At 67.6% G+C, this 25,722-nt stretch carries 24 protein-coding genes, 1 other RNA gene and 1 pseudogene; 16 read left to right on the forward strand and 10 right to left on the reverse strand.

Translation table 11 applies throughout. The annotated features are described in order from the left end of the window. The first annotated feature begins 3 nt into the window (after nucleotides 1–3). Together G6N18_RS01755 and G6N18_RS01760 are read left to right on the forward strand one after the other, a co-directional pair. Nucleotides 4–741 (forward strand): zinc ribbon domain-containing protein, encoded by a 738-nt coding sequence (locus G6N18_RS01755; RefSeq protein ID WP_083000783.1) that lies wholly within the window; start codon nucleotides 4–6, stop codon nucleotides 739–741. Next, nucleotides 738–1,832: a bifunctional RNase H/acid phosphatase gene (locus G6N18_RS01760; RefSeq protein ID WP_083000781.1), complete on the forward strand. Its 1,095-nt coding sequence runs from the start codon at nucleotides 738–740 to the stop codon at nucleotides 1,830–1,832. Before G6N18_RS01755 ends, G6N18_RS01760 begins: the two co-directional genes overlap by 4 nt. On the opposite strand, the gene G6N18_RS01765 is transcribed toward G6N18_RS01760, so the two are convergent. Next, nucleotides 1,814–2,395, reverse strand: a complete 582-nt coding sequence (locus G6N18_RS01765; protein ID WP_083000779.1) for a type II toxin-antitoxin system RelB family anti-toxin — start codon at nucleotides 2,393–2,395, stop codon at nucleotides 1,814–1,816. The genes G6N18_RS01760 and G6N18_RS01765 overlap by 19 nt on opposite strands. 46 nt (nucleotides 2,396–2,441) lie before the next feature. On the opposite strand from G6N18_RS01765, the gene G6N18_RS01770 reads away from it, so the two are divergent. The 3 genes and pseudogenes from G6N18_RS01770 to G6N18_RS24790 all read left to right on the forward strand — a co-directional run bounded on the left by G6N18_RS01770 (nucleotide 2,442) and on the right by G6N18_RS24790 (nucleotide 4,012). Beyond that, nucleotides 2,442–3,398: an NAD(P)/FAD-dependent oxidoreductase gene (locus G6N18_RS01770; RefSeq protein ID WP_083000777.1), complete on the forward strand. Its 957-nt coding sequence runs from the start codon at nucleotides 2,442–2,444 to the stop codon at nucleotides 3,396–3,398. Next, a pseudogene (locus G6N18_RS24785) lies at nucleotides 3,385–3,624 on the forward strand (class I SAM-dependent methyltransferase); the annotation flags it as partial. The gene G6N18_RS01770 and the pseudogene G6N18_RS24785, both read left to right, overlap by 14 nt. Before the next feature lie 79 nt (nucleotides 3,625–3,703). Next, nucleotides 3,704–4,012, forward strand: coding sequence for a hypothetical protein (locus G6N18_RS24790; RefSeq protein ID WP_308215037.1), 309 nt, complete (start codon nucleotides 3,704–3,706; stop codon nucleotides 4,010–4,012). Nucleotides 4,013–4,016: 4 nt separating this feature from the next. Here the strand turns inward: G6N18_RS24790 and G6N18_RS01780 are convergent, their stop codons facing one another. Next, entirely contained in the window at nucleotides 4,017–4,733 is a 717-nt protein-coding gene (locus G6N18_RS01780; RefSeq protein WP_083000775.1) for a 2OG-Fe(II) oxygenase, read from the reverse strand. Between the two features lie 141 nt (nucleotides 4,734–4,874). On the opposite strand from G6N18_RS01780, the gene G6N18_RS01785 reads away from it, so the two are divergent. After that, nucleotides 4,875–6,368 carry an HNH endonuclease signature motif containing protein gene (locus G6N18_RS01785; protein ID WP_083000773.1) on the forward strand — a complete coding sequence of 498 codons (1,494 nt, stop codon included), beginning with the start codon at nucleotides 4,875–4,877 and terminating at the stop codon, nucleotides 6,366–6,368. Nucleotides 6,369–6,393: 25 nt separating this feature from the next. Here the strand turns inward: G6N18_RS01785 and G6N18_RS01790 are convergent, their stop codons facing one another. From G6N18_RS01790 to G6N18_RS01800, 3 genes are read right to left on the reverse strand one after another with little or no spacing between them, the layout of a single operon-like run. Then, nucleotides 6,394–6,891 (reverse strand): methyltransferase family protein, encoded by a 498-nt coding sequence (locus tag G6N18_RS01790; RefSeq protein ID WP_083000772.1) that lies wholly within the window; start codon nucleotides 6,889–6,891, stop codon nucleotides 6,394–6,396. After that, on the reverse strand, nucleotides 6,892–7,329 hold the full coding sequence (locus G6N18_RS01795; protein ID WP_067221311.1) for a VOC family protein: 438 nt from the start codon (nucleotides 7,327–7,329) through the stop codon (nucleotides 6,892–6,894). 10 nt (nucleotides 7,330–7,339) lie between these two features. Next, the gene (locus G6N18_RS01800; protein ID WP_083000770.1) at nucleotides 7,340–7,795 is read right to left on the reverse strand and encodes a helix-turn-helix transcriptional regulator; all 456 of its coding nucleotides are present in this window, start codon (nucleotides 7,793–7,795) and stop codon (nucleotides 7,340–7,342) included. Nucleotides 7,796–7,855: 60 nt separating this feature from the next. Here G6N18_RS01800 and rnpB point away from each other — a divergent pair. Further along, an RNA gene (gene rnpB, locus G6N18_RS01805) (RNase P RNA component class A) lies at nucleotides 7,856–8,261 on the forward strand. Nucleotides 8,262–8,274: 13 nt separating this feature from the next. On the opposite strand, the gene G6N18_RS01810 is transcribed toward rnpB, so the two are convergent. Further along, entirely contained in the window at nucleotides 8,275–9,747 is a 1,473-nt protein-coding gene (locus tag G6N18_RS01810) for a CYTH and CHAD domain-containing protein (RefSeq protein ID WP_083000768.1), read from the reverse strand. A gap of 64 nt (nucleotides 9,748–9,811) precedes the next feature. On the opposite strand from G6N18_RS01810, the gene G6N18_RS01815 reads away from it, so the two are divergent. Then, entirely contained in the window at nucleotides 9,812–10,591 is a 780-nt protein-coding gene (locus G6N18_RS01815) for an enoyl-CoA hydratase/isomerase family protein (RefSeq protein WP_083000767.1), read from the forward strand. Between the two features lie 28 nt (nucleotides 10,592–10,619). On the opposite strand, the gene panB is transcribed toward G6N18_RS01815, so the two are convergent. Next, nucleotides 10,620–11,453, reverse strand: a complete 834-nt coding sequence (panB, locus tag G6N18_RS01820; protein ID WP_083000765.1) for a 3-methyl-2-oxobutanoate hydroxymethyltransferase — start codon at nucleotides 11,451–11,453, stop codon at nucleotides 10,620–10,622. 160 nt (nucleotides 11,454–11,613) lie between these two features. Here panB and G6N18_RS01825 point away from each other — a divergent pair, with 160 nt between their 5' ends. From G6N18_RS01825 to G6N18_RS01855, 7 genes are read left to right on the forward strand one after another with little or no spacing between them, the layout of a single operon-like run. Continuing rightward, a complete protein-coding gene (locus G6N18_RS01825; protein WP_083000763.1) occupies nucleotides 11,614–13,005 on the forward strand; it encodes a WS/DGAT/MGAT family O-acyltransferase in 1,392 nt (463 codons plus the stop codon). 45 nt (nucleotides 13,006–13,050) lie between these two features. Next, nucleotides 13,051–14,568 (forward strand): alpha/beta hydrolase, encoded by a 1,518-nt coding sequence (locus G6N18_RS01830; protein WP_179962348.1) that lies wholly within the window; start codon nucleotides 13,051–13,053, stop codon nucleotides 14,566–14,568. A 59-nt stretch (nucleotides 14,569–14,627) separates the two neighbouring features. Continuing rightward, the gene (locus G6N18_RS01835; RefSeq protein WP_083000762.1) at nucleotides 14,628–16,154 is read left to right on the forward strand and encodes an alpha/beta hydrolase; all 1,527 of its coding nucleotides are present in this window, start codon (nucleotides 14,628–14,630) and stop codon (nucleotides 16,152–16,154) included. 51 nt (nucleotides 16,155–16,205) lie between these two features. Then, nucleotides 16,206–17,546: a type I glutamate--ammonia ligase gene (gene glnA / locus G6N18_RS01840; protein WP_059098876.1), complete on the forward strand. Its 1,341-nt coding sequence runs from the start codon at nucleotides 16,206–16,208 to the stop codon at nucleotides 17,544–17,546. Between the two features lie 25 nt (nucleotides 17,547–17,571). Beyond that, a complete protein-coding gene (locus G6N18_RS01845; RefSeq protein WP_083000760.1) occupies nucleotides 17,572–20,544 on the forward strand; it encodes a bifunctional [glutamine synthetase] adenylyltransferase/[glutamine synthetase]-adenylyl-L-tyrosine phosphorylase in 2,973 nt (990 codons plus the stop codon). A gap of 18 nt (nucleotides 20,545–20,562) precedes the next feature. Beyond that, nucleotides 20,563–21,198, forward strand: coding sequence for a PaaI family thioesterase (locus G6N18_RS01850; protein ID WP_083000758.1), 636 nt, complete (start codon nucleotides 20,563–20,565; stop codon nucleotides 21,196–21,198). Beyond that, a complete protein-coding gene (locus tag G6N18_RS01855) occupies nucleotides 21,195–22,055 on the forward strand; it encodes a TIGR03619 family F420-dependent LLM class oxidoreductase (RefSeq protein WP_083000841.1) in 861 nt (286 codons plus the stop codon). The genes G6N18_RS01850 and G6N18_RS01855 overlap by 4 nt, the downstream gene beginning before the upstream one ends. Here G6N18_RS01855 and G6N18_RS01860 read toward each other — a convergent pair. Then, on the reverse strand, nucleotides 22,049–22,603 hold the full coding sequence (locus tag G6N18_RS01860) for a DoxX family protein (protein WP_083000756.1): 555 nt from the start codon (nucleotides 22,601–22,603) through the stop codon (nucleotides 22,049–22,051). The two genes, G6N18_RS01855 and G6N18_RS01860, sit on opposite strands and share 7 nt — an antisense overlap. Nucleotides 22,604–22,753: 150 nt before the next feature. Beyond that, nucleotides 22,754–24,190, reverse strand: coding sequence for a type I glutamate--ammonia ligase (gene glnA / locus G6N18_RS01865; RefSeq protein WP_067226669.1), 1,437 nt, complete (start codon nucleotides 24,188–24,190; stop codon nucleotides 22,754–22,756). 169 nt (nucleotides 24,191–24,359) lie between these two features. On the opposite strand from glnA (G6N18_RS01865), the gene G6N18_RS01870 reads away from it, so the two are divergent. Continuing rightward, entirely contained in the window at nucleotides 24,360–24,842 is a 483-nt protein-coding gene (locus G6N18_RS01870; protein ID WP_067226672.1) for an RDD family protein, read from the forward strand. 127 nt (nucleotides 24,843–24,969) lie between these two features. On the opposite strand, the gene G6N18_RS01875 is transcribed toward G6N18_RS01870, so the two are convergent. Beyond that, the gene (locus tag G6N18_RS01875; RefSeq protein WP_067226676.1) at nucleotides 24,970–25,722 is read right to left on the reverse strand and encodes a DUF4191 domain-containing protein; all 753 of its coding nucleotides are present in this window, start codon (nucleotides 25,720–25,722) and stop codon (nucleotides 24,970–24,972) included.

Consider the following 25,722-nt stretch of genomic DNA (forward strand, 5'->3'; position numbering starts at 1 on the left):
GGCATGAAAGCTGAAGTAGCTCAACAACAGTCGTTACTCGAGCTGGCCGAACTCGATGCCCGGTTGAGTCGTCTGCAGCACCGCGCCAAACATCTGGCCGAACAGCAGCGGCTGGAGGAGGTGCAGGCCGCACACCGCCAAGCCAACGACCGGTTGGCTGCGTTGCAGATCGCGATCGAGGACTTGGATGCGCAGGTGGCCAAGTACGAATCGGAGATCGACGCCGTGCGTCAGCGCGAGGAGCGCGATCGCGCGCTTCTCGCCGGCGGCACGGTCGATGCCAAACAGCTCACCGAGTTGCAGCACGAACTCGACACACTCGAGCGCAGGCAGGCGGCGCTGGAGGACTCGCAGCTGGAGGTCATGGAGCGCCGCGAGGAACTGCAGAGCCAGCAGCAGACCGCGTTGGCCGACATCGACGAGCTGCAGAACGATCTGGGAGCCGCGCAGACGGCGTGCGACGAGGCGCGCACCGACCTCGACCAGCAGAAGCATCAGGGCATGTCGCGTCGCGAAGAACTGGTCGCCGCGCTCGACTCCGACCTCGTTGCGCTCTACGAACGACAGCGGGCCCGCGGCGGCGCGGGCGCCGGGCAGTTGCAGGGACGCCGGTGCGGAGCGTGCCGGATCGAGATCGACAAGGGCGAGCTGGCGCGGATCTCGGCCGCGGCCGACGACGACGTGCTGCGTTGTCCGGAGTGCGGGGCGATCCTGTTGCGGGTCAAGGGGTTCGACGCGTGAAGGTCGTCGTCGAGGCGGACGGGGGCTCGCGGGGTAACCCCGGACCTGCCGGCTACGGCTCGGTGGTGTGGTCGGCTGACCGCGCCGCCGTGCTCGCCGAGAGCAAGGAGGCGATCGGCCGCGCCACCAACAACGTCGCGGAGTATCGCGGGCTGATTGCCGGCCTCGGCGAGGCGGCCAGTCTGGGCGCGAGCGAAGTCGATGTGTTCATGGATTCCAAGCTCGTGGTGGAGCAGATGTCGGGGCGCTGGAAGGTCAAGCATCCCGACCTCGCCCCCCTGCATCGGCAGGCCCGGGAACTCGCTGCGCGCTTCGACCGGGTCACGTACACGTGGATCTCGCGGTCGAAGAACAGTCATGCCGACCGGTTGGCGAACGAGGCGATGGACGCCGCGGCCGAATCACTCAGCGGCCCAGCGCAAGCCACGCCGCAGCAGGCGCCGAATCCGGTGGCGTGGAGCGGGGCGCGGGGCGCGCCGACCCGGTTTCTGCTGCTGCGGCACGGTCAGACGGAGTTGTCGGTGCATCGCCGGTATTCGGGCCGCGGCAACCCGGCGTTGACCGACCTCGGACGACGCCAGGCCGAAGCGGCTGCACAGTATCTGGCCCGGAAAGGCGGAATCGCCGCCGTCATCACCTCGCCGCTGCAGCGCGCCTATGACACCGCGACGGCGGCGGCCAAGGCGCTCGGCCTGGACGTCTCTGTCGACGACGACCTGATCGAGACCGACTTCGGCGCGTGGGAGGGGCTGACGTTCACCGAAGCCGCCGAGCGGAATCCCGACCTGCACCGGCGCTGGCTGCGGGACACCTCCACGGCACCGCCGCAGGGGGAGAGTTTCGATGCCGCCGCCGAGCGGGTCGGCCGGGCGAGGGCGCGGATCATCACCGAGCATGAGGGGGACACCGTGTTGGTTGTCTCGCACGTGACTCCGATCAAGACGCTTCTGCGCATGGCGCTCGACGGTGGCGCGAGCATCCTCTACCGGCTTCATCTCGACCTGGCGTCGCTGTCGATCGCGGAGTTCTATCCCGACGGCGCGGCCTCGGTGCGGCTGGTCAATCAGACCGCCTACCTTGACGAGTCGTGAAGATGGAGCCGCTCACCATGCGGCCCGAAGATCGTTATCGCTTCAACTGGCCCGTCGACCACCCCGAACCAGTGCGGCGTCCAGGTGGAAAACTCAACGGCCTCACCAGGTTTGACTGTGAAATCCCGCTCACCGAGGATCAGCCGCAGTTGACCGGACAGCACGTACATCCAATCCTGGCCCTCGTGCACCGGCAGTTCGGCGGGCGGGGTGCGGCGCCGGGCGCTGATCCTGATCTTGAACGCGTGCAGACCGCCCGCGGCCTGGCGGGTCAGTGGCCAGTACGTGATCCCGTGTGCCGTGTGAGATCCGCTGCGCACCCGGGGATCCTCGGCTTCCGGTGCGCGCAGTAGTTCGTCGGTGCTCACCGACAGCGCGGCGGCCAACCTCGGCAGGTGGTCCAGCGCGAGGCGGCGCTTGCCGGATTCGAGTCGGCTCAGCGTCGACACGTCGATGTTCGACCGTCCCGCGACCTCCTCGAGGGTCAGGCCGCGCTGCATGCGCAGTTCGCGCAGTCTGCGCCGCACCTTCGCGTCGACGCTCTCTTCTGCTTTTGCCTCCATGGCAAGAAAGCTTGGCATTTCGTAAGGACGGTTGCAAGGTGGACGCATGGACACAGATTGGGATTGCGTCGTGGTCGGCGGCGGTGCGGCCGGGCTGAGCGCCGGCCTGGTGCTGGGCCGGGCCCGGCGGCGCACGCTGGTGATCGACTCCGGCGCACAGAGCAACCTGGCCGCCCACGGTATCGGTGGACTTCTGGGGCACGACGGTCGGCCGCCGGCGCAGCTGTACGCACTGGGGCGCGAAGAACTGTCGGCGTATCCGAGCGTCGAGGTGCGGACCGGTGAAGTGGTCAGCGGTGAACGGATCGGGGGACGCTTCGAGTTGCGGACGGGGGACGGCCGGATCGAACGGACCCGGCGGGTGCTGCTGGCCACCGGCATGGAGTATCGACCACCGGCGCTTCCGGGGCTGGCGGAGTTGTGGGGCCGGTCGGTTTTCCACTGCCCGTTCTGCCACGGCTGGGAAGTTCGCGACCAGCCGCTGGGCGTACTGGCGCGCGGCGAGCGTGCGGTGCACTCGGCGCTGTTGTTGCGTATGTGGAGCGACGACGTGGTATTGCTCACCGACGGACCCGCCGATCTCGACGAGGGCCAGCGGCGACGGTTGGACGCCGCGGACGTCTCGATCGATGAGCGGGCAGTCGCCGAACTCGCCGTGCGGGACGGGGATTTGGAGGCCGTGGTGTTCGCAGACGGGAGCCGCCTGGCGCGGACGGGTCTGCTGGTCGCGTCGACGCTGCATCAACGTTCGTCGCTCGCCGAGCAACTGGGCACGACGCAGGGCGACCCGACGCCGATTGCGCAGGATCCCGTGTATGTCGATGCGTTCTACCGCACCAGTGCGCCTGGCGTTTTCGCCGCCGGTGACCTAAGCGCACAGATGCCGCAGGTGGCCGCCGCAGTGGCCGGGGGTTCGGCAGCAGCCGCCGCCGTGGTGCAAAGCCTTGTCGAGGACGATTTTCCAGTTGATGTTCCGGAAGGGAGCCGACATGTCAACGCCTGACGCCAAACAGCATTGGGAAGAGCGCTACAGCGAACAGGACCGCATCTGGAGTGGGCGGGCGAACGTCCGTCTCGTCGAGGTGGCGTCGGGCCGCAAGCCCGGCGTCGCACTGGATCTCGGCAGCGGCGAGGGCGGCGACGCGATGTGGCTCGCCGAACACGGGTGGCGGGTGGTCGCCGTCGACATCTCCGACACCGCGCTACGACGGGCCGCCGAAGATGCGGCCGCGCGTGGGGTCGTGGACCGGATCGAGTTCCGCCAGCACGACCTGTCGGAGAGCTTTCCCGGAGGGGGAGTTCGATCTGGTGAGCGCGCAGTTCCTGCACTCCACTTTTCCGCTCGACCGGACGCCGATCTTCCAAGCGGCGGCTCGGGCCGTCCGACCGGGCGGTCTGCTGCTGATCGTCGATCACGGTGCGCCGCCGCCGTGGCTGTCCGAGGTCCATGACCACCACCACACGTTCACACCGCCCGACGAAGTAGTGGCGGCGCTCAATCTATCGGAGGCCGAATGGGAACCGGCGCAGATCGAGACGCCGATACGCGAGGTGACGACGCCGGACGGTGAGCCGGCGCAGTGGGCCGACAACGTGATCGTCTTGCGGCGGCGCTAGCGCGTCACTTCGCGTCGTGAAAGATGAGCCCGAGCGTATAGCGCTCACCCGAGCGCACCAACGAAACACCGTGGCGCACGGGGGCGGCCGACCAGCCGCGGCTGGACCGCACGGGCCTCTCGCGGGTGGTGAAGACAAATCCGTGCCCGTGCGGCAGCAGCGTGGCGGTGCCGCGGGACTGGGCGCGGGGGCGTTGTTCGACGAGGATGAACTCGCCGCCGGTGTGGTCGATGCCCGGTTCACTGAGGTTGATCACGACCTGCAGCGGAAACACCAAGTCGCCGTAGAGGTCTCGGTGTAGCGCGTTCCAGTCACCGGGTCCGTATTTGAGCAGGATCGCCGTCGATTTCGTCTGGCCGGCGGCGTGGCACTGGTCGAGCCAGTCGTCGAAGCTGTCCGGCCACGGGGTCGGACGACCCAACTTGTTCCACCAGTCCCGCGCGATCGGGAGCAGTCGCGGATACAGCGCCCGCCTGAGCGCTCCGACCGGTTCGGGATACGGCTGGCGGAGGTAGCGGTATTCGCCCTCCCCGAAGCGATATCGAGCCATGTCGATGGTGGCGCGGAACATGTCGTCGGCGGGATAGAGGCTCCTGATCTCCGCCGCTTCGCCCTTCGTGAGCAGCCGGGGAAGCAGAGCACCGCCGGTGGCGTCGAGTTCAGCGGCGATGGACTCCCAGTCGCCGGAGTCCACGCGAGTGCGCCATTTCGTCTGCGCCATACCAGGTAGACGCTCGCCGGCGGCGGATCGTGAGATCTGCTCATCGCAGACATTTCGTAGGGTTGTCCCCAAGTTCGAATTCATCCACAGGTTGCGTCTGCCAAGAAGTTTGAGCCAGTGGAGCGGCGTAACGTCGCACATATGTTCGATCAGCTTGTGGCGGCGGCCGTGGGTACTCGGGGTGCCGCGGCGGTGGGGAGGTGGGCGCGGGTGGAAAACGCCGCCTGCGCGCGCCGGCTGCTCGCCAGCGCTGAGGTGCTCGAGCGGCTGCTGTCGGAGGCTGGGGCGGTGGATCGGGAACAGTGGTGCATCGACAACTGGTCGATGGCCGCCGCGGAGGTCGCGGCCGCCCAAGGCGTGTCGCTGGGGGTGGCCTCGCATCAGCTCTTGATCGCCGATGAGTTGCGGCACCGGTTACCGCGGGTGGCCGAGGTGTTCGCCACCGGGGCGGTCTCGTATCGGATGGTCGCCGAGGTGGCGGCGCGAACCCGGCTGATTCGCGATGCCGAGGCGATGGCCAAGGTCGACACCGAGCTGGCCGCCCAGATCGGCGGATGGGGATCGTTGTCGGTGGGCAAGCTGCACAGCGCGATCGACTACTGGGTGGATCGCTACGACCCGGCCGCGGTGCGGCGCAGCGAAGCTCATGCCCGCGACCGCTACGTCGATATCTATGACCCCGACGATGGATCGGGCACCGCCTCGATTCAGGGGTCGTTGCTGGCCACCGACACTGAGGCCTTGGATCAGCGCCTGGATGCGATGGCCGCCGCGGTCTGCGACGCTGATCCGCGCACGGTCGATCAGCGCCGTTCGGATGCGTTGGGCGCGTGGGGCCGCGGCGCCGATCGCCTGCAGTGTGCTTGCGGCAGTGAGGACTGTGAGGCCGCCGCGGCGACCACGAGTGCGGTGGTAATTCATGTGGTGGCTCGCGAGGAGTCATTGACCGATGACACTCCGGCGCACTTGGACGGGGAAGCGCCACGCCCGTCGGGCGAACCGACTGGCCCGGCCGCCACCGACCCGGGGTATCTGATGGGCCGGGGAATGCTGCCCGCTCCGCTGCTGGCTTCCAAGCTGGTCGGCAGCGCCAAACTGAAACCGGTTGTTCATCCCGGCGACAGCCCGCCCGAGGCGCGCTACATTCCGTCGGCGGTATTGGCGTGGTTCGTGCGATGCCGGGATCTGACGTGCCGGTTCCCAGGCTGCGACGAGCCAGCCGATCATTGCGATCTTGACCATACGATCGCCTATCCGCACGGGCCGACACAGGCGTCGAATCTGAAGTGCTTGTGCCGAAAACATCACTTACTGAAAACGTTTGGTGGCTGGCGTGATGAACAGCATCCGGATGGCACAGTCATCTGGACCTCACGCCACGGTCAGCGGATCACCACCTGTCCCGGCTCGAAGGTGCTGTTCCCCGCACTGTGCCGGCCCACCGCACCGGTCGACCCCGCACTCGTCGCCGCGGCAGAAGCAGCAGCTGATGCGAACACCCGCGGGTTGAAGATGCCCCGCCGCAAGCAAACCCGCGCAGCGGATCGCGCCCGAGCCATCGCCGAGGAACGCTTGCATAACGAAACCCACGCCGCCGCACGCCTCGCCGAACGCGACCGTCCGCCGCCGTTCTAGCGCCGAAGCCGGATGTAGGCCACCGCTAGGCCGGTGGCGTCCACGGCGTCAGTCGGGGAATCCACGCGGGTACGTTGCCGCGGTAGGCCTCATACTGCTGCCCATAGGTGCGAACCAGGGTCGGTTCTTCGTACCAGCGCACGAACGAGGCCGTGACAGCCCATGCGATCACGGCGTAGACGACCAGCCACACGCTCGCGAACAGCACTGCCTGGCCGAGGATCGCCGTGATGAGACCGGCATACATCGGGTTGCGGATGAACCGGTTGAAGCCCGTCACCACCAGTCGTTCGGTTGGCGCGACGGGCATCGGAGTGCCACCGGCCCTCACGAATTCGACGAACGCGTGCACCGGCGGCACAAGGCCCGCGACCACCAACACAGCGCCCAGTGCCAGCCGCCACGCCGAAACGGGATCGGGAAGATCCCAGCGGGTGATCAGCCACGGGCCGAGCCCGACGAAGGTGCCGGGCGCGACCACGAAGAACGCCGCGGAACTGATCGCGGCGGCCGGTTTTCGCACTCAACCAGTATGGGCCGGGAAGTCCGTCAATTGGGTGAGCCGCACGCTGTTTCCGGACGGATCACGGAAGCCGGAATCGATGCCGTACGGCATCTGGTGCGGCTCCTCGGTGAACTCCACCCCGCGAGTTCTCAGTTCCTCGAAGGAGCGCTGGCAGTCGTCGGTGGTGAGGAATACCGTGCCGGCGAACCCCTTCGCGGTGAGATCGAGCACCTGCTGACGGGTGGCTTCGTCCATCACCGGCGCGCCGGGCACGGCCATCAAGACCAGCGAAAAGTCGTCTTGTCCCGGCGGGCCCACCGTCAGCCACCGGAACGGCGTGTTCTCATCGGGAAGCGAAACATCTTGGCGCACTTCCATTCCGACCTTCTCGGTCCAAAACTTCAATGCCACGTCCTGGTCGTGAACCCATATCTGGGCGCTCGCGATTCTCAACATGGGCACGACGCTACGACGCCGGTCGCCGGCCCGTCTTCTCCCCGTGTGCTGTCTTGCGGACCCGACTGTCGGCGGGCGGGCGGGTGTCGCGTTTGAGAACGCAGCTGGGCACCCGGGCGTGCACGGAGGCCGGCGGCATGCTGGCGCGGTAGGCCGCCGGCGGCTTGCCGTACACCCGGGCGAATGACGTGGTGAACGATCCGACGCTGGCCAACCCGACCATCACGCAGATATCGGCCACCGAGCGGTCGGTGTACCGCAACAGTGCCGCTGCCCGCTCCAGCCGCCGGGTCTGCAGATAGGAATGCGGCGATTCGCCGAAAGTGCGAGTGAACATCCGGCTGAAATGCGCCCGCGACAACCCGGCCGCGGCGGCTAGGTCGTCGACGGTGATGGGCTCGGCATAGCGCGCGTCGACCAGATCTTTGGCGCGCATGAGATAGCGCGCCGGAGGAACCTGCGCCATAGGCATAAGTATGTCCAACTCGCGGAACAGCGGCGACAGGCAGTACGTTGTATGCGCGGATGAGTTGGCTGGGCGGCCGCGGAATCGAGGTTCGCCTCGGTTTCGAGGAAAGTCCGGACTTCACAGAGCAGGGTGATTGCTAACGGCAATCCGAGGTGACTCGCGGGAAAGTGCCACAGAAAACAGACCGCCACCGGTGACGGTGGTAAGGGTGAAACGGTGCGGTAAGAGCGCACCAGCATTCCGGGTGACCGGAGTGGCTAGGCAAACCCCACCCGAAGCAAGGCCAAGAAGGCCGCAACCTGGTTGCGGCCGCGCAGGCGCCCGAGGGTTGCTCGCCCGAGCCTGCGGGTAGGCCGCTCGAGGCACCCGGCGACGGTGTGTCCAGATGGATGGTCGCCACCTCGCCGCCGCGGTCAGCTGCGGTGGTGAGGGACAGAATCCGGCTTACAGGCCAACTCATCCGCCACGCCGGCCGGTCACCGCGCCTTTCGCACCGCCTTGGCCAGCTTCTTCAACGCGCCGTCCAACTGCTCGCGCGCGCGTTGGGCGACGCCTTCCTCCTGCTGGTAGAGCACGCCGTAGGTGAACGTGTCTTCGCCTGCGGCGTGCGCGACTTCGGCCTGCTGACTGAGATGAGTCCGGCTGACCACGCTGTCCTGGTGGTCGCCGAGCAGCGACTGAACGGATTTCGCCCGATCCGACACCTTGGCTGCGCCGGTTGCTGCGGCGGTGTAGCGAAGGCGTTTGGCGCCCTTGCGGATTCGATGCAGCGCTTCGTCCTTTTCGGTGTCCGCCGCGGCAGCGGCCTTGGCCGCTTTACGCACCCGCTTGTAGGCCGCGTCGATCGTCGCCTGGCCGTGCTCCTGCTCGTCCTGCAGCGCCGGTTCGGCGGCCACCAAGCCTTCGAGCGCATCGAGAAGCCGGAAGTAGCGCTGCGAGCGCATCGCGATCAGTGACCGGCGCAGCCCGGCCGCATAGCGCCGCTTGGCGCCGTCGACCAACCGCTCCCGCACCGGGCCACGGACCAGTTCCTCGGGCAGCTCATCGAGCGCCTGCTCGTAGCGTTCGGCCAGCACTTCCGCGTCACGCGCCACGCCGAGGATCCCGGCGAGCTGGCGGAGTTCGTCGAGGATCCACGCGTCGTCCGAAATGCCGAACGAGTCGCGTGCCGACTGCAGCAGGCTGCGGATCTTGCGCGTCGTCACCCGCATCTGGTGTACCGAGTCGAAGACGTCGGCACGGACCGCACGGTCCCACTCGATCAGCTCCTCCACCTGTTCGGCCACCGCCCGGTGCACCGGATCGGCCGGACTCCGAACCGCCTCGGCTTGCGACGACTCGGCCAGTACCCGCGCCAGTTTGGAACCGCTGGCCGCCGGAGTGGCTCCCGCGTCGATCAGTCGGTTGGACAACCGGTCGAGCAGTTCGCGGTCGGCGCCGCCGGCCAGCTCCAGTTCCCATTCGCGCCAAGCCTGCTCGTGGCCGCCCGGCTCCGCCGCAGCGGTCACCTCGTCGTCGCAGAACTCCGCCACCGGTGTCCCGTCGGGACCGAAGAGCAGGTCCACGGTGCGCCGGGTCGAGATCCGCGCGACCGGCCCCAGCGGGCGGTCACGCACGATGGCCAGCACGACGTCACGCAGCGTCGCGGGCACCTCGTCCGCTTCGCCGAGGGGCTCTCGGACCTCGGTGCGGGCATCGGGACCGGCCGGAAGTTTGAGATGCCATCCGGCGTCGGCACCGCCGGTGCGGCGGCGCAGCGTGATGCGGCGCGCCGCTAGGCCGTGGTCCGGGGTGTCGAAGTACACGGCTTCCAGCCGGTGCGCCGGTCCGCGTTCGACGCGCACCACCGACGACAAACCGTCGAATGACGGTGTCACGGTCGAATCGACGACGTCGAACTTGCGCTCGACCTCGAGATGCCGCGATGACTGGTCATTGGATTTGCCCATGGTGCGAGACAGATTGCCACATGCGGGTGAACACGGGGGAGCGCCCCGAAGATAGGGTCCACCTGTGACCGATTACGAAACGTTGACCTTCGAGCACACCGGCGCCATCGCCCGTATCACGCTGAACCGGCCGGACGCGGCAAACGGCATGAACGCCACCATGACTCGTGAACTGGCCGCCGCCGCCAAGCAATGCGATACCGACGCGACCAAGGTCGTCGTGCTCACCGGATCGGGCCGGTTCTTCTGCGCCGGTGGAGATTTGAAGTCGTTCGCGTCAGCGGCGGACCGGGGCTCTCACATCAAGGGCGTCGCCGACGATCTGCACCGGGCGATATCGACTTTCGCACGGATGAACGCGGTGCTGATCACCGCGGTGAACGGTACCGCGGCGGGCGCGGGGTTCTCGATCGCGGTGACCGGCGATCTGGTGCTGGCCGCGGAGTCCGCGTCGTTCACGATGGCCTACACCCGGGTGGGGTTGAGCCCCGACGGCAGCGCGTCGTACTACCTGCCGCGGCTCATCGGGATCACCAAGACCAAGGAGCTCATGCTGACCAACCGCACCCTCTCCGCGCAGGAGGCGTCGGCATGGGGTTTGGTCACCGAGGTGGTTGCCGACGCCGAGCTGGCCGACCGGGCCGCGAAGCTGGCCGATCAAATGGCCGCCACCCCAGCCGGTTCCAACGGCGGCATCAAGCAGCTGCTGCTCGGGACGTTCATGAACGGACTCGAGGAGCAGATGGAGTTCGAGAGCCGGCTCATCGCCGAACGCGCGGTTTCCAGCGACGGCGTCGAGGGCGTCGACGCCTTTCTGGCCAAGCGCAAGCCAGCCTTTCAGTAGGCGCCGTCACCCGGCGCGGCCAGAGGAATCAGAACGAGTGCTCGTCGGCGGGGAACACCCCGCCGGCCACCTCGTCGGCATATTGCTCTGCGGCACGGCGGAGTTCACCGCCGACATCGCCGAAGCGCTTGACGAACTTGGCGGTCTTGCCGTTGGTCATCCCGGCCATGTCCTGCCAGACCAGCACTTGCGCGTCGCAGTTCGGGCCCGCGCCGATTCCGATGGTGGGGATCGTCAGCTTGCCGGTGATCTGGGTGGCCAGTTCGGCCGGCACCATCTCCATCACGACGGAGAAGGCGCCCGCTTCCTGCACGGCGATGGCGTCGTGAATGGTTTGCTCGGCGGCGTCACCGCGGCCCTGCACGCGAAACCCGCCCAGCCCGTTGACGCTCTGCGGGGTGAAGCCGATGTGCGCCATGACCGGGATGCCCGCCGCGCTCAGCGTCGCGATCTGTTCGACCACGCGCTCGCCGCCCTCGAGCTTGACCGCGTGCGCGCCGGTCTCCTTGAGGAATCGGGTGGCCGTGGAAAGAGCTTGGCGAGCGCCTTCTTCATAACTGCCGAACGGCAGGTCGGCCACGACCAGCGCGTGCGCGGCGCCGCGCACCACACCGCGCACCAGCGGGATCAGCTCGTCGATGCTCACGGGCACGGTCGTGTCATAGCCGTAGACGACGTTGGCGGCCGAATCGCCGACCAACAGCACCGGGATACCGGCGTCGTCGAAGATGCGCGCGGTCGAGTAGTCGTACGCGGTGAGCATCGCCCACTTGTGGCCTTCGGCCTTCCATTTGTGCAGATGTAGGGTGCGGATCTTGCTCCGCGGTGCGGAGGCAGCGCCGTAGACAGTCTGCTCAGACATCGATGTCCCCCAAGCGGGTGAGTCGGGTCGAATCCTCGAGGCCGAAATCGGTCCCCGGGTTCGTCTGACGCCCCCAGTCTGCCACTTCGCGCGCGAGATGGTGAAAGCCCTGTTGAGTGGATTTCCTCACACCGGCCGCCGCCGGGCATAACATCGGCGCATGCAACGGCTCAGCGGGCTCGACGCCAGCTTCCTGTACCTCGAAACCGCGCAGCAGCCGCTGCATGTGTGCTCGATACTCGAACTCGACACCTCGACAATGCCCGGCGGTTACACCTTCGATCGATTCCGGGACGCGTTCAATCAGCGGATCAAGGCGATGCCACAGTTCCGCGAGAAGCTTGCCGACAGCCGCTTCAACCTCGACCATCCGGTTTGGGTGGAAGACAAGGACTTCGACGTCGACCGCCATCTGCATCGCATCGGCCTGCCCGGAGCCGGCGGCCGCCGGGAGCTCGCCGATTTCTGCGGCCACCTCGCGGCGCTGCCGCTCGACCGCAGCCGTCCGCTGTGGGAGAAGTGGGTGATCGAGAACGTCGAGGGCACCGATCCGCAGGACGGCGGGCGGCTCGTGGTGATGACCAAGGTGCACCACGCCGGGGTCGACGGGGTCACCGGCGCCAACCTGATGTCGCAGTTGTGCAGCACCGAACCGGACGCACCGCCGCCCGATCCGGTCGACGGTCCCGGCGACGCGAGCTCCCTGGAGATCGCCGTCACCGGTGCCGTCAAGTTCGCCACCCGGCCGCTGAAGCTGGTCAACGCGCTGCCGATGACGCTGTCGTCGGTGGTCGACACCGTGCGCCGGGCCCGCTCCGGCCTGTCGATGGCGCCTCCGTTCGCCGCGCCGAGGACAGCGTTCAACACCAACGTGACCGGTCACCGCAACATCGCGTTCGCGCAACTGGATCTCGAGGACGTCAAGACCGTGAAGAACCACTTCGGGGTCAAGCTGAACGACGTGGTGCTGGCGCTGGTGTCCGGTGTGCTGCGCAAGTTCCTGGCCGACCGTGGGGAACTGCCGGAGAACTCGCTCGTCGCAATGGTGCCGGTGTCGGTGCACGACAAGTCCGATCGGCCGGGCCGCAACCAGGTGTCGGGCATGTTCTCGCGACTGGAGACGCACATCGACGACCCGGCGGCCCGGCTCAAATCCATCGCCGAAGCGAATTCCGTTGCGAAACAACACAGTTCGGCCATAGGCGCCACCCTGCTGCAGGACTGGACACAGTTCGCCGCCCCCGCGGTGTTCGGTGTCGCGATGCGCGTCTACGCGGCGAGCCGGTTGAGCGGCGCCAGGCCGGTGCACAACCTCGTCGTCTCCAACGTCCCGGGCCCTCAGGTGCCGCTGTACTACCTGGGCTGCGAAGCCAAGGCGATGTACCCGCTGGGGCCGATCTTCCACGGCTCGGGGCTGAACATCACCGTGATGTCGCTGACCGGATCGCTGAACGTCGGCATTGTGGGTTGCCCGGAGTTGCTGCCTGATCTGTGGGACATGGCCGACGACTTCTCCGTGGCGCTCGACGAGTTGCTGGCCGCCACGCGATAGTGGCTTAGCCAGGGCCGATGGGTGTCCATGGCAGCATGTGGAGCCATGAACGCCAAGCTGGGGGTCCTCGCGGCCACTGTGTTGTTCGCGGCCACCGGTTGCAGCCATCTGGTCGACGGCCGCGCCGTCGTCGCGGTGCCTCCGCCCGGTACCCCGATCGACTGGCGGGCGTGCCAGACCGAGAAGACCGACGAGTCGCGCGTCCCGGCGGGCGCGGAGTGCGGGATGTTGTCGGTGCCGGTGGACTACGACGAGCCCGACGGTGACGTCGCCCGTATCGCGATGATCCGGTTCAAGGCGACCGGCGACAAGATCGGTTCTCTGATCATCAATCCCGGTGGGCCGGGCGAGTCCGGCGTTGAAGCCGCCGCGAACGTCGTCGGCTCGCTGCCGGAGTCGGTGCGCCAGCACTTCGATCTCGTCGGCTTCGATCCCCGCGGCGTCGCCAACTCCACCCCGGCACTGTGGTGCAACTCGGACGCCGACAACGACCGGTTGCGGGCCGAACCTCAAGTCGACTACTCGCCCGAGGGCGTCGCCGAGATCGAGAAGGAGACCAAGGCGTTCGTCCAACGCTGCGTGGACAAGATGGGCAAGGAGTTCCTCGCCAACGTCGGAACCGTCGACGTGGCCAAGGATCTCGAAGCGATGCGACAGGCGCTCGGCGACGAGAAGCTGACCTACCTCGGCTATTCCTACGGCACCCGCATCGGTGCCACTTACGCGGAGAACTACCCCGACAAGGTGCGGGCGATGGTCCTCGACGGCGCGGTGGACCCCAACGCCGATCCGACCGAGGCCAACGTCCGGCAGGCCGCCGCGTTCCAGACCGCGTTCAACGACTACGCCGCCGACTGCGCGAAGAGCCCGACGTGTCCGCTGGGCACCGACCCGGCCAAGGCGACCGAGGTCTACCACAGCCTGGTCGACCCGCTGGTGGAGCAACCGCTCGAAACGCGGGACCCGCGCGGCCTCAGTTACTCCGACGCGATCGTGGGCACGATCCTGCCGCTGTACTCGCCGAACCTGTGGCGGCATCTCACCCAGGCGCTGAGCGAAATGAAGAGGGGCACCGGCGACACCATGCTCGCGCTGGCCGACCTGTACATGGGCCGCGACGAGCAGGGCCACTACAACAACTCCACCGACGCGCGAGTCGCGATCAACTGCGTGGACAAGCCCGCGGTGACCGACCGCGCCAAGGCCGTCGAGGAGGACCGGCGGGTCCGGGAGGCCGCGCCGTTCATGAGTTACGGCGAGTTCACCGGTCATGCCCCGCTGAGCACGTGCGCCTTCTGGCCGGTGCCACCCACCAGCGAACCGCACGAGATCGAAGTCAGCGGGCTGCCGCCGACACTCGTGGTGTCGACGACCAACGACCCGGCAACGCCGTATCAGGCCGGTGTGGAACTGGCCGACCAACTCGGCGGCGCGCTGGTGACGTTCGAGGGAACTCAGCACACGGTGGTGTTCCAGGGCAACCAGTGCGTCGACGACATCGCCGCGCGCTATCTCGTCGACCTGACGTTGCCCGCGCCTGGCACCACGTGTTCGTCTGCCTGATCACGGCCGGGTCACCGTTGCATCGAGAGTAGAGACCGCGCAGCGGTCGGCATGCAACGATGTCAGCCATGTGGCGGATGGGGCGGATGGTGTCCGCGTTCGCTGCGGTGGCCGTCATCGCTTGTCCGGTCAGTTCGGCGAGTCCCGAAGGTCAATCCGCGCAGGCGTATGGGCAGCCGCCGGAATGGAGCGGATGCGAACACTTCATCGGCGCCAAGAAGACCGCGGCTATTCCGGCCGCTCGCTGCGGCACCGTCTCGGTGCCCGTCGACTACGCGAAACCGGCTGGCGCACAAGCGCAGCTGGCCGTCATCCGGGTGCCGGCCACCGGCGACCGGATCGGCGTGCTGGTGGTCAACCCCGGCGGGCCGGGCGCATCGGCGGTCGAGACCGTCGCGGGCATGGGCGCCGCGCTGGCCGACTCGGAGATCGGCCGCCGCTTCGACCTCATCGGCATCGATCCGCGGGGCGTCGGGCACTCGACACCCGAATTGCGTTGTCGCACCGACGAAGAGTTCGATGCGTTCCGGCGTGAACCGCTCGCCGATTACAGCCCCGCCGGTGTCGCGCACATCGAGCGGTTGTACCAGCAGTTCGTGCAGTCATGCGTGGACAGGATGGGCACCGAGTTCCTGGCCAACGTCGGCACCGTGACCTCGGCTCAGGACATGGACGTCGTGCGGGCCGCGCTCGGCGAGAACCAGATCAACTATCTCGGGTTCTCCTACGGCACCCAGCTCGGCGCCGCCTACGCCGAGCGGTATCCCGACCGGGTTCGGGCCATGGTGCTCGACGGCGCGATCGACCCGAAGCTCGACCCGATCGACGGCCGGATCCGCCAGATGGCCGGTTTCCAGGCCGCGTTCGACGCCTATGCGGCCGACTGCGCCGAGTCGGCGGGCTGCCCGCTGGGCACCGACCCCGCCCGGTTCGTCGAGCGCTACCACCAGCTGGTCAACCCGTTGGTCCAGCGCCCGGGCCAGACCTCGGACCCGCGCGGGCTGAGCTACCAGGACGCGATCACCGGAACGGTGAACGCGCTTTACTCGCAGCGGTATTGGAAGTACCTCACCAGCGGCCTGCTCGGCCTGCAGCGCGGCACGGACGCCGGTGACCTGCTGCTGCTCGCCGACGAATACCAGGGCCGCGACGAAGCCGGGCATTACACCAACCAGCAGGACGCGTTCACCGCGATCGGCTGTGTGGATTCGCCGTATCCGAGCGAGCCGGCCGCGTGGGCCCAGGCGGACCGCCGGATCCGCGAGGTCGCTCCATTCCTGTCCTACGGCACCTTCACCGGCTTCGCCCCGCGCGACGTGTGTGCGATGTGGCCGGTGCCGCCCACCTCGACGCCGCACCCGGCCACGCCGCCCGGGCCGGGCAAGGTCGTCGTCGTATCGACCACCGGCGACCCGGCCACGCCGTACCAGGCGGGCGTCGACCTCGCCCGCCAGATGGACGCTCGGCTGATCACGTTCGACGGCACGCAGCACACGGTGGTGTTCAACGGCGACGCGTGCGTGGACACCGCGGTGGTCGACTTCCTGGTCCGCTCGGTCGTCCCGCCGGCCGGACTGCGCTGTTGATAGCAGCCGCCGTGTAACACAGATTTAACAGCCGGTGCCTACGCTGCGGTCATGGACCGGCAGAAGGAATTCGTGCTGCGCACGCTGGAGGAACGCGACATCCGCTTCGTCCGGCTGTGGTTCACCGACGTGCTCGGATACCTGAAGTCGGTCGCGATCGCCCCGGCCGAACTCGAGGGGGCGTTCGAGGAGGGCATCGGCTTCGACGGCTCGGCGATCGAGGGCTTCGCGCGGGTCTCGGAAGCCGACATGGTCGCGCGCCCGGACCCGTCGACGTTCCAGGTGCTGCCGTGGGCCGACGGCTCGGGCCGGCACCACTCGGCGCGGATGTTCTGTGACATCACCATGCCCGACGGGTCGCCGTCGTGGGCCGACTCGCGTCACGTGCTGCGCAGGCAGCTGGCCAAGGCCAGCGATCTCGGCTTCTCCTGCTACGTGCACCCGGAGATCGAGTTCTTTTTGCTCAAGCCCGGTGAGGACGACGGCTCGGCGCCCGTGCCCGCGGACAACGGCGGGTACTTCGACCAGGCCGTGCATGATTCGGCCCCCAACTTCCGCCGCCACGCCATCGATGCGCTCGAGCAGATGGGCATCTCGGTGGAGTTCAGCCACCACGAGGGCGCCCCCGGCCAGCAGGAGATCGACCTGCGCTACGCCGACGCGCTGTCGATGGCCGACAACGTGATGACCTTCCGCTACGTCGTCAAGGAGGTCGCCCTCGGTGACGGGGTGCGGGCGTCGTTCATGCCGAAACCGTTCGCGGAGCACCCCGGTTCGGCCATGCACACCCACATGAGCCTGTTCGAGGGCGACACCAACGCCTTCCACAGCCCCGACGACCCGCTGCAGCTCTCCGACGTCGCCAAGTCCTTCATCGCGGGAATCCTCGAGCACGCCAAGGAGATCAGTGCCGTCACCAACCAGTGGGTGAACTCCTACAAGCGCCTCGTGCACGGCGGCGAGGCGCCGACCGCGGCCTCGTGGGGCGCCGCGAATCGCTCGGCGCTGGTGCGAGTTCCGATGTACACCCCGCGCAAGGCCTCGTCGCGGCGCGTCGAGGTGCGCAGCCCCGACTCGGCGTGCAACCCGTATCTGACGTTCGCGGTGCTGCTGGCGGCCGGGCTGCGCGGCATCGAGAAGAACTACGTGTTGGCGCCCGAGGCCGAGGACAACGTCTGGACCCTCACCCCGGAGGAGCGCAGCGCGATGGGCTACAAGGAGCTGCCGGGCAGCCTCGGCGTGGCGCTCACCGAGATGGAGAACTCCGAGCTGGTCGCCGAGGCGTTGGGCGAGCACGTCTTCGACTACTTCCTGCGCAACAAGCGCGCGGAGTGGGAGAACTACCGCAGCCACGTCACCCCGTTCGAGCTGAAGGCCTACTTGTCTCTCTGACCGGAGCTCGCGCTACCTTTCTCTCGTGGCCAAACCTGCGACGCAGCGTTCGAAGCTGCCGAGCGTAGGGCGGCTCGGACTGGTCGAACCGTCCGCGCCTGCGGACCTGGACCGACTGGGCTGGAACTCCGAGGCTCACGTGGAGCTGCTGTGGTCGCTGTCGCGGGCACCCGACGCCGACACCGCGCTGCACACGATGGTCCGGCTGGCCGAGGCGTTGGACACGGGCTGGGACCAACTCAACCGGACGCTGCTCACCGACCGCGGCCTCCGCGGCCGACTGTTCGGTGTGCTGGGTTCCTCGCTCGCCCTCGGGGACCACCTCGTCGGCCATCCCGAGAACTGGCGCCTGCTCGCCGGTGACGTCGGGTTGCCGGCCGCCGAGGACTTGCGGGAGATGTTCGTGGCGCGCGCCGACGAGGCTTCGGACACTGCGGAGGCACTGCAGCCGCTGCGCAAGCTCTACCGCGACCGGCTGCTGGTGCTGGCGGCTCTGGATTTGGCACCGACGGTGGAGAACGAACCGGTGCTGCCGTTCTCGACCGTCGGTGAGCACCTGTCCGATCTCGCCGATGCGGCACTGGCCGCCGCGCTGCATCTGGCGCTCAAGACCGCAGGCGCCGACTCGCCGCCGCGGCTGGCGGTCATCGCGATGGGCAAATGCGGTGCGCGGGAACTGAATTACGTCAGCGACGTCGACGTGATCTTTGTGGTAGGGGAGGCGGCCGAGTCCGACCTCCGGATCGCCACCCGGGTGGCGGGCGAGATGATGCGGTTCGCCGCCGACGCGTTCTTCGAAGTCGACGCGGCGCTGCGGCCCGAGGGCAAGCACGGTCAGCTGGTACGCACCCTGGAATCGCACGTCGCGTACTACCAGCGGTGGGCCAAGACGTGGGAATTCCAGGCGTTGATGAAGGCGCGACCGGCCGCCGGTGACGCGGAGTTGGGTCGGGCCTACGTCGAGGCGCTGATGCCGATGGTGTGGACCGCGAGCGAGCGCGAGGACTTCGTCCCCGAGGTGCAGGCGATGCGCAGGCGCGTCGAGGAACTGGTGCCCGCCGAGCAGCGGTCGCGCGAGATCAAGCTCGGCACCGGCGGGCTGCGCGACGTCGAATTCGCCGTGCAACTGCTGCAGTTGGTGCACGGTCGCAACGACGAGGCGCTACACGTCGCCTCGACGGTCGGTGCGCTGGCCGCGCTCGGTCAGCGGGGATACATCGGTCGCGACGACGCTGCCAACCTCACCGCCTCGTATGAGTTCCTGCGGCTGCTCGAGCACCGCCTGCAGCTGCAGCGCCTGGTGCGCACCCACCTGCTTCCCGACGAGGACGACGACGAGTCACTGCGCTGGCTGGCCAGGGCCGCCCATGTGCGCCCCGACGGCACGCGCGATGCGCTCGGCGTGCTGCGCGAAGAGCTCAAGCGCCAGAGCCTGCGGGTGTCGCGGCTGCACGAGAAGCTGTTCTACCAACCGCTTTTGGAGTCGGTCGGACAACCGGCACTGAGTATTTCGGAGGGCATGACACAGGAGGCCGCCGAACGGCAGCTGGCGGCGCTGGGATACGAAGGGCCGCAGAGCGCATTGACGCACCTGGCCGCGCTGACCGGAACCAGCGCCCGTCGTGGCCGCGTGCAGCAGATTCTGTTGCCGACGCTGCTCAGATGGCTCTCCGACACACCCGACCCGGATGCGGGTCTGCTGTCCTACCGCCGCATCAGCGATGCGCTGTCCGAACAACGGTGGTTCCTGGCAACACTGCGGGACGAGGGAGCCGTCGCCAAGCGGCTCATGCAGGTGCTGGGCACCTCTGCGTACGTTCCGGAGTTGCTGATGCGGGCACCGGAGGTCATCCAGTCGTACGCCGACGGCCCCAACGGCCCCAAACTGCTCGACGTCGAACCCGATGCCGTGGCGCGGGCGCTGGTCGCCTCGGCCGCAAGGTATTCCGATCCGCAGCGCGCCATCGCGGCCGCACGCACCCTGCGCAGGCGCGAACTGGCGCGCATCGCCTCGGCCGACCTGCTCGGCATGCTGGAAGTCACCGAGGTCTGCGGCGCGCTGACGTCGGTCTGGGTTGCGGTGCTGCAGGCCGCGCTGGAAGCGGTGATTCGCGCCAACACTGGTGACCGGGGGCCGCTGGCCCGCATCGCGGTGATCGGGATGGGCAGGCTGGGCGGGGGCGAGCTCGGCTACGGCTCCGACGCCGATGTGATGTTCGTGTGCGAACCCGAAGCGGGAGTTGAGGAGTCGGCCGCGGTCAAATGGTCGGCGACGATCGCTGAGCAGGTGCGTACGCTGCTCGGGACGCCCAGCGCCGACCCGCCGCTGGAGGTCGACGCGAACCTGCGGCCCGAGGGCCGCAACGGCCCGCTGGTGCGGACCCTCGCCTCGTATGAGGCCTACTACGCGCGGTATGCGCAGACGTGGGAAGTGCAGGCGCTGTTGCGGGCCCATCGCGTGGCCGGCGATCTCGACCTGGGGGAGCGGTTCCTGCTGGCGATCGACAAGATCCGCTACCCACCGAACGGAGTGTCGGCCGAAGCGGTGCAGGAGATCAGGCGGATCAAGGCGCGGGTGGACGCCGAACGGCTGCCGCGTGGCGCCGACCCCAACACTCACACCAAACTGGGCCGCGGCGGCCTGACCGACATCGAGTGGACGGTGCAGTTGCTGCAGCTGCGGTATGCGCACGAAGTGCCCGCGCTGCACAACACCTCGACGTTGGAGTCGCTCAACGTGATCGGCGCCGCCGAGCTGATCGCTGAGGGCGACGTCGAGTTGCTGCGCCAAGCGTGGCTGACCGCGACCCGTGCGCGTAACGCGCTGGTGCTGGTGCGCGGCAAGCCGACCGACCAGCTACCCGGACCGGGCCGCCAGTTGAATGCCGTTGCGGTGGCGGCGGGTTGGGACACCGACGATGGCGGGGAGTTCCTCGACAACTATTTGCGGGTGACGCGCCGGGCGAAAGCTGTGGTCAAGAAGGTCTTCGGTGGATGAGACGGAGTGGATGAACGCATGAGCATGGATTTCGGGTTCGACGTGATCACCGAGGAGGAGTATCAGCGACAGCGGGCCCTGTACGGCCCGCTGACCGATGCGGTGCGCAAACTGATCTATGCGAGCCTGCACACCGAGATCGACGAAGCCGCGGTCGCCGACGCACAAGCGAGGATCGAAGCTATCACCGACATTCTCGAGAGCAGGCAGCGCCCGGTGTCCAGTACGCTGCGTCACGAGCTCACCGGACGACCCCTGGCGTGGGCGAATCCCGCTGTGGGACTGCGCAATGCGATCGCGCCCCCGATGGTCATCCAGCATGAGGAGGACGGGCGCTGCTGGAGTGAGTTCACGCTGAGCGGCGCCTACGAAGGCCCCCCGGGCTGGGTTCACGGCGGTATCTGCGCGCTGGTGCTCGACCACCTGCTGGGTGAGGCCGCGAGCGAAGGCCTCACGCAGCCGAAGTTCACCGGCACCATCTCGCTTCGGTATCTGCGCGGAACCCCGCTGGGCCGGCTGCGCGCGGAGGCGTTCGTGGAGCGGTCCGAGGGCGTCAAGACATTCGCCCGCGGATACCTGATGGACGCCGAGGGCCCCACGGTCGAGGCCGAGGGTGTCTTCATCCGGCCGGCGTGGGCCCGGGACGCCGGGTGAAGTTCTACGTCAGCCTGGCGTTCCTGGACACCAGCGAGATCGTCGAAATCGCCAGAGCCGCAGATGATCTCGGCTACGACGGTCTCGGTATTCCCGACCACGTCGTGAACCTGGAGACGCTGCAGACGCCGTATCCCTACACCAAGGACGGTAGCCGGCGCTGGGAGGCCTTCACCGACTGGCCCGACCCGTGGGTGCTGATCGGCGCGCTGGCCATGGTGACCTCGCGGTTGCGGTTCGTCACCACCGTGTACCTGCCCGCAATGCGCGACCCGTACTCGGCCGCGAAATCGATTGGCACCGCGGCTGTTCTGGCAGGAGGTCGGCTCGAACTCGGCATCGGCGTGGGCTGGTGCGAAGAAGAGTTCACCTTGATGGGCCAGCAGTTCGCGCGGCGCGGTAAACGCACCGACGAGATGCTCACGCTGATGAAGGAACTGTGGAAGCCCGGGTGGACGGAATTCGAGGGCGAGTTCTACCAGACGCCCCGGCTGGAGATGGAGCCGACGCCCCCGCCGATTCCGGTGTATGTGGGCGGGCTGTCGGATATCGCGCTGCGCCGCGCGGCGCGCCACGACGGTTGGATCGGCGACCTCATCACCACCGACCGGGCGCTCGAACGTGTCGCCAAGCTACGTGAGCTACGCGCCGAAAAGGGTTTGACGATGGACGATTTCACGGTCATCACGCCGCTGACCGACGCGTTCATCCCCGAGCATTACGAGCGCGCCAAGGCGGGCGGAATAGCAGGCATTGTGACCATGCCGTGGATGTTCTACGCCGGGCCGCAGGCGACGCTTCCGGAGAAGATCGACGGGATGAAGCGTTTCCGCAAGGACCTCGGCCTGGATCAGTAGCGGGGTCTGCGGAAACGGCTGAGCAGCCCGCCCCGGCGCGGAGGCGCGTCGGTGGCGACGTACTGCTCCTCCCTCGCAGTGACCGCGCCGACTCGCCGGGGTGGCGCACCCGCGTACCCGCCGGCAGCGCCTCGGCGTCGCGCATCGATTGACCAGGCACCGGCGCCCAGCGCTGCCAGGGCCAGGAAACCGAAGCAGTACAGCAGGGCGACCTCGCCGCCGTTCTCCATCGGCCAGAAGCTCTTCGACGGGCCTTCCAGCGGCGGCCAATGCTGCCAGAAGTAGGCGACGGCCATTTCGCCGGAGGCGATGAACGCCGCGATACGGGTGAACAGCCCGACGGCGATCAGCAGGCCGGCCACCAGTTCGATGAGCCCGGCCCACCAGTACGGCCACGAACCCGCCTCGATCGGCATCGGCGCGGCCACCGGCCAGCCGAACAACTTCTGGGAACCGTGCAACGCAAACAGCAGTCCGGCGATGATCCGGAATGCACTCAAAGCTGGAGAGGAGTAGCTCGCGAGACGAGCGTCGAAGTTGGTCGCCATGGACCGACCTTACGCGCGCCGACCCGTTCTGTTGAAGGCTTGAACTGCACCGTTACCGGACCGTCGCTGACTCTTCGCACGCCGTCGACTACCCGAAGCGGACGAAGGCCGGATGGCGTGCACCATCCGGCCCCGTTCCACGATGACGGCTCAGACGTCGAAGTACAGCGCCACCTCGTACGGGTGCGGACGGATCTGAACGGGCAGGATCTCGTTCTCGCGCTTGTAAGAGATCCAGGTCTCGATCAGATCTTCGGTGAACACCCCGCCCTCGGTGAGGTAGTCGTGGTCCTCTTCGAGCTTGTCGATGACCGCCGACAGGGAGGTGGGCGCCTGGGGAATGTTGGCGGCCTCGTCCGGCGGCAGTTCGTAGAGGTCCTTGTCGACCGGCGTCTGCGGCTCGATCTTGCGCTTGATGCCGTCGAGGCCGGCCATCAGCATCGCGGCGAACGCCAGGTACGGGTTGCCCGAGCTGTCGGGGCAGCGGAACTCGAGGCGCTTGGCCTTCGGGTTGTTGCCCGTGATCGGGATACGCACACATGCCGAGCGGTTGCGCTGGCTGTACACCAGGTTGATCGGCGCCTCGTAACCCGGCACCAGGCGCTTGTAGGAGTTCACCGTCGGGTTGGTGAACGCCAGCAACGACGGCGCGTGGTGCAGGATGCCGCCGATGTAGTGCCGCGCGGTGTCCGACAGGCCCGCGTAGCCGGACTCGTCGTGGAACAGCGGCTGGCCGTCCTTCCACAGCGACTGGTGTGCATGCATGCCGGACCCGTTGTCGCCGAACAGCGGCTTGGGCATGAACGTCACGGTCTTGCCCGCCTGCCATGCGGTGTTCTTGATGATGTACTTGAACAGCAGCACGTCGTCGGCCGCATGCAGCATCGTGTTGAACTTGTAGTTGATCTCAGCCTGGCCCGCCGTGCCCACCTCGTGGTGGCCACGTTCGAGCGTGAATCCGGCATTGATCAGGTTGGTGGCCATCTTGTCGCGCAGGTCGACGTAGTGGTCGTACGGCGCGACGGGGAAGTAGCCGCCCTTCGGCCGCACCTTGTAGCCGCGGTTCGCGCTGCCGTCGGCCTCGACGGGTTCGCCGGTGTTCCACCATCCGGCTTCGGAGTCCACTTCGTAGAAGGTGCCGTTGATCCGGGAGTCGAAGGTCACCGAGTCGAAGATGTAGAACTCGGCCTCGGCGCCGAAGTAGGCCGTATCGGCGATCCCGGTGCTGACGAGGTAGTTCTCCGCTTTGCGGGCGACGTTGCGGGGGTCGCGCGAGTAGGCCTCGCGGGTGAACGGGTCGTGCACGAAGAAGTTCATGTTCAGCGTCTTGGCGGCGCGGAACGGGTCGATGCGTGCGGTCTCGGGGTCCGGCAGCAGCATCATGTCGGACTCGTGGATCGACTGGAATCCGCGAACCGACGAGCCGTCGAACGCCAGGCCGTCCTCGAAGACATCCTGCGTGAAGGCCGTAGCCGGGACCGAGAAGTGCTGAACGACGCCGGGCAGATCGCAGAACCGGATGTCGACGTATTCGACATCCTCGTCCTTGATCAGCTTGAGAATGTCGTCGGCGGTCTTTTCTGCCACTGAGTTCTCTCCTTTATCTGGTAACCCGCGGGTTGACGCTAAGGACACGATGTTGCACGGTCGTCAACCGGATGTTGCGCCGAAGTTACGCAATCTCACCTCAGTGCCTCGTCGCCGGCGGCCGATGGGCTCCCGTGGACCACCTGTTGTCCCGCCCTATCCTGAGTGTATGGCCCGAACTCTGGGGTCCTGGCTCTCGGGGTCGGATCCGACCAGCGACGCTGGACCCAACGACTATCCCGGTCAGCGCCTCGGTTTGCCGGAGTCCGGCCCCGGTTCGATCGCCCGGTTCGGTAGGCGGATCGCTGCGCTGATGATCGACTGGTTCATCGCCTACGGGCTGGTGGGGCTCGCGGTGAGCATCGGCGTCATCAGCCGCGACGCCTTCTTGTACAGCCAGCTGGGCTCGACGTCGATCGCGGTGGTGTGGCTGGTGCTGGGCATCGTCTCGGTGCGGTTGTTCGGCTTCACGCCCGGTCAGTGGGCGCTGGGCCTGCGGGTCGCCTCGATCGACCACCGGATGCACGTCGGGATCGGCCGCGCCACGGTGCGCGGGTTACTGGTGTTCTTCGTCATCCCCGCGTTGTTCACCGACCGGGACTTTCGGGGCTACCAGGACCGGTTCACCAACACCGCGGTGGTCCGTCGGTAACTTCTGCTCGGGCGCCCAAACCGACGTTTTGGTCGAAAATCCGGTCGGACTTCGACCATTTCGTCTGTTTCGGCGGAACTCGGAACTCGGAACTCGGCCGAACTGAGAACTCGGCGGAACTGGGAACTCAGCGGCGGCGGACGGTGCGCTGCACGCCTCGCATCTTGGCCTGCGTCGGAAGCGGACCCTTCGGCATCGCGGCGGGCCCGACCTTGGTGCCGAGCGCGGCCAGCCTCGACTCCAGCGCGTCGAGTTGTTTGACCGTAATGTTGGCGGGCAGCTTGTTGAGGTGGCGCTCCAGCTTGGCCAGCGGCACTTCGCCTTCGCCGTTGCCGATGATGACGTCGTAGATCGGGGTGTCGCCGACCAGCCGGGCGGTGCGCTTCTTCTCCTGCGCAAGAAGCGGCTTCACCCGCGTCGGCGAGCCCTCGCCGACGAAGATCACCCCGGGCCTGCCGATCACGCGGTGCACCGCATCGAAGTGGCCGGTTGCCGCGACACCGGGCGTCACCCGCCACTTGCCGCGCAGATTGTCCAGTGCCCACGCCGCCGCGCCGGTCTGGCCCTCGGCCTTGCGGTAGACGGACTTCTGCGCGCGCCTGCCGAAGATGATGAACGCCACCAACGCGCCGAGCACGATGCCCAGCGGAATCATCATGTAGGTGGTGAAGCCGCCCGCGAAGATCCCGAGCGCCACCGAGCCGGCGACGATCAGCACGAATGCGCCGATCATGTACGGCAGCAGCCGCTTGTCCTCTTTGCGCTGGATCTGGAACGCCTGCCACAGTTGGCTGCGGCGTTGTTTGGACGCCGCTTTACGGGCCGCCTTGGCCTCGGCCTTCGCGGCCTTGACGGCCTCGGGGTTACGCGTTTTCGCCAT

The organism is Mycolicibacterium celeriflavum (assembly GCF_010731795.1).
In the GTDB taxonomy this organism is placed as follows: Bacteria; Actinomycetota; Actinomycetes; order Mycobacteriales; family Mycobacteriaceae; genus Mycobacterium; species Mycobacterium celeriflavum.

Coding starts and splice junctions, on each gene's coding strand:
- G6N18_RS01755 (WP_083000783.1), top strand. CDS start 4: ATGAAAGCTGAAGTAGCTCAACAACAGTCGTTACTCGAGCTGGCCGAA.
- G6N18_RS01765 (WP_083000779.1), bottom strand. CDS start 2,395: ATGGAGGCAAAAGCAGAAGAGAGCGTCGACGCGAAGGTGCGGCGCAGA.
- G6N18_RS01770 (WP_083000777.1), top strand. CDS start 2,442: ATGGACACAGATTGGGATTGCGTCGTGGTCGGCGGCGGTGCGGCCGGG.
- G6N18_RS01780 (WP_083000775.1), bottom strand. CDS start 4,733: ATGGCGCAGACGAAATGGCGCACTCGCGTGGACTCCGGCGACTGGGAG.
- G6N18_RS01785 (WP_083000773.1), top strand. CDS start 4,875: ATGTTCGATCAGCTTGTGGCGGCGGCCGTGGGTACTCGGGGTGCCGCG.
- G6N18_RS01795 (WP_067221311.1), bottom strand. CDS start 7,329: ATGTTGAGAATCGCGAGCGCCCAGATATGGGTTCACGACCAGGACGTG.
- G6N18_RS01800 (WP_083000770.1), bottom strand. CDS start 7,795: ATGGCGCAGGTTCCTCCGGCGCGCTATCTCATGCGCGCCAAAGATCTG.
- G6N18_RS01810 (WP_083000768.1), bottom strand. CDS start 9,747: ATGGGCAAATCCAATGACCAGTCATCGCGGCATCTCGAGGTCGAGCGC.
- panB (WP_083000765.1), bottom strand. CDS start 11,453: ATGTCTGAGCAGACTGTCTACGGCGCTGCCTCCGCACCGCGGAGCAAG.
- G6N18_RS01825 (WP_083000763.1), top strand. CDS start 11,614: ATGCAACGGCTCAGCGGGCTCGACGCCAGCTTCCTGTACCTCGAAACC.
- G6N18_RS01830 (WP_179962348.1), top strand. CDS start 13,051: ATGAACGCCAAGCTGGGGGTCCTCGCGGCCACTGTGTTGTTCGCGGCC.
- G6N18_RS01835 (WP_083000762.1), top strand. CDS start 14,628: ATGTCAGCCATGTGGCGGATGGGGCGGATGGTGTCCGCGTTCGCTGCG.
- glnA (WP_059098876.1), top strand. CDS start 16,206: ATGGACCGGCAGAAGGAATTCGTGCTGCGCACGCTGGAGGAACGCGAC.
- G6N18_RS01850 (WP_083000758.1), top strand. CDS start 20,563: ATGAGCATGGATTTCGGGTTCGACGTGATCACCGAGGAGGAGTATCAG.
- G6N18_RS01860 (WP_083000756.1), bottom strand. CDS start 22,603: ATGGCGACCAACTTCGACGCTCGTCTCGCGAGCTACTCCTCTCCAGCT.
- G6N18_RS01870 (WP_067226672.1), top strand. CDS start 24,360: ATGGCCCGAACTCTGGGGTCCTGGCTCTCGGGGTCGGATCCGACCAGC.
- G6N18_RS01875 (WP_067226676.1), bottom strand. CDS start 25,722: ATGGCGAAAACGCGTAACCCCGAGGCCGTCAAGGCCGCGAAGGCCGAG.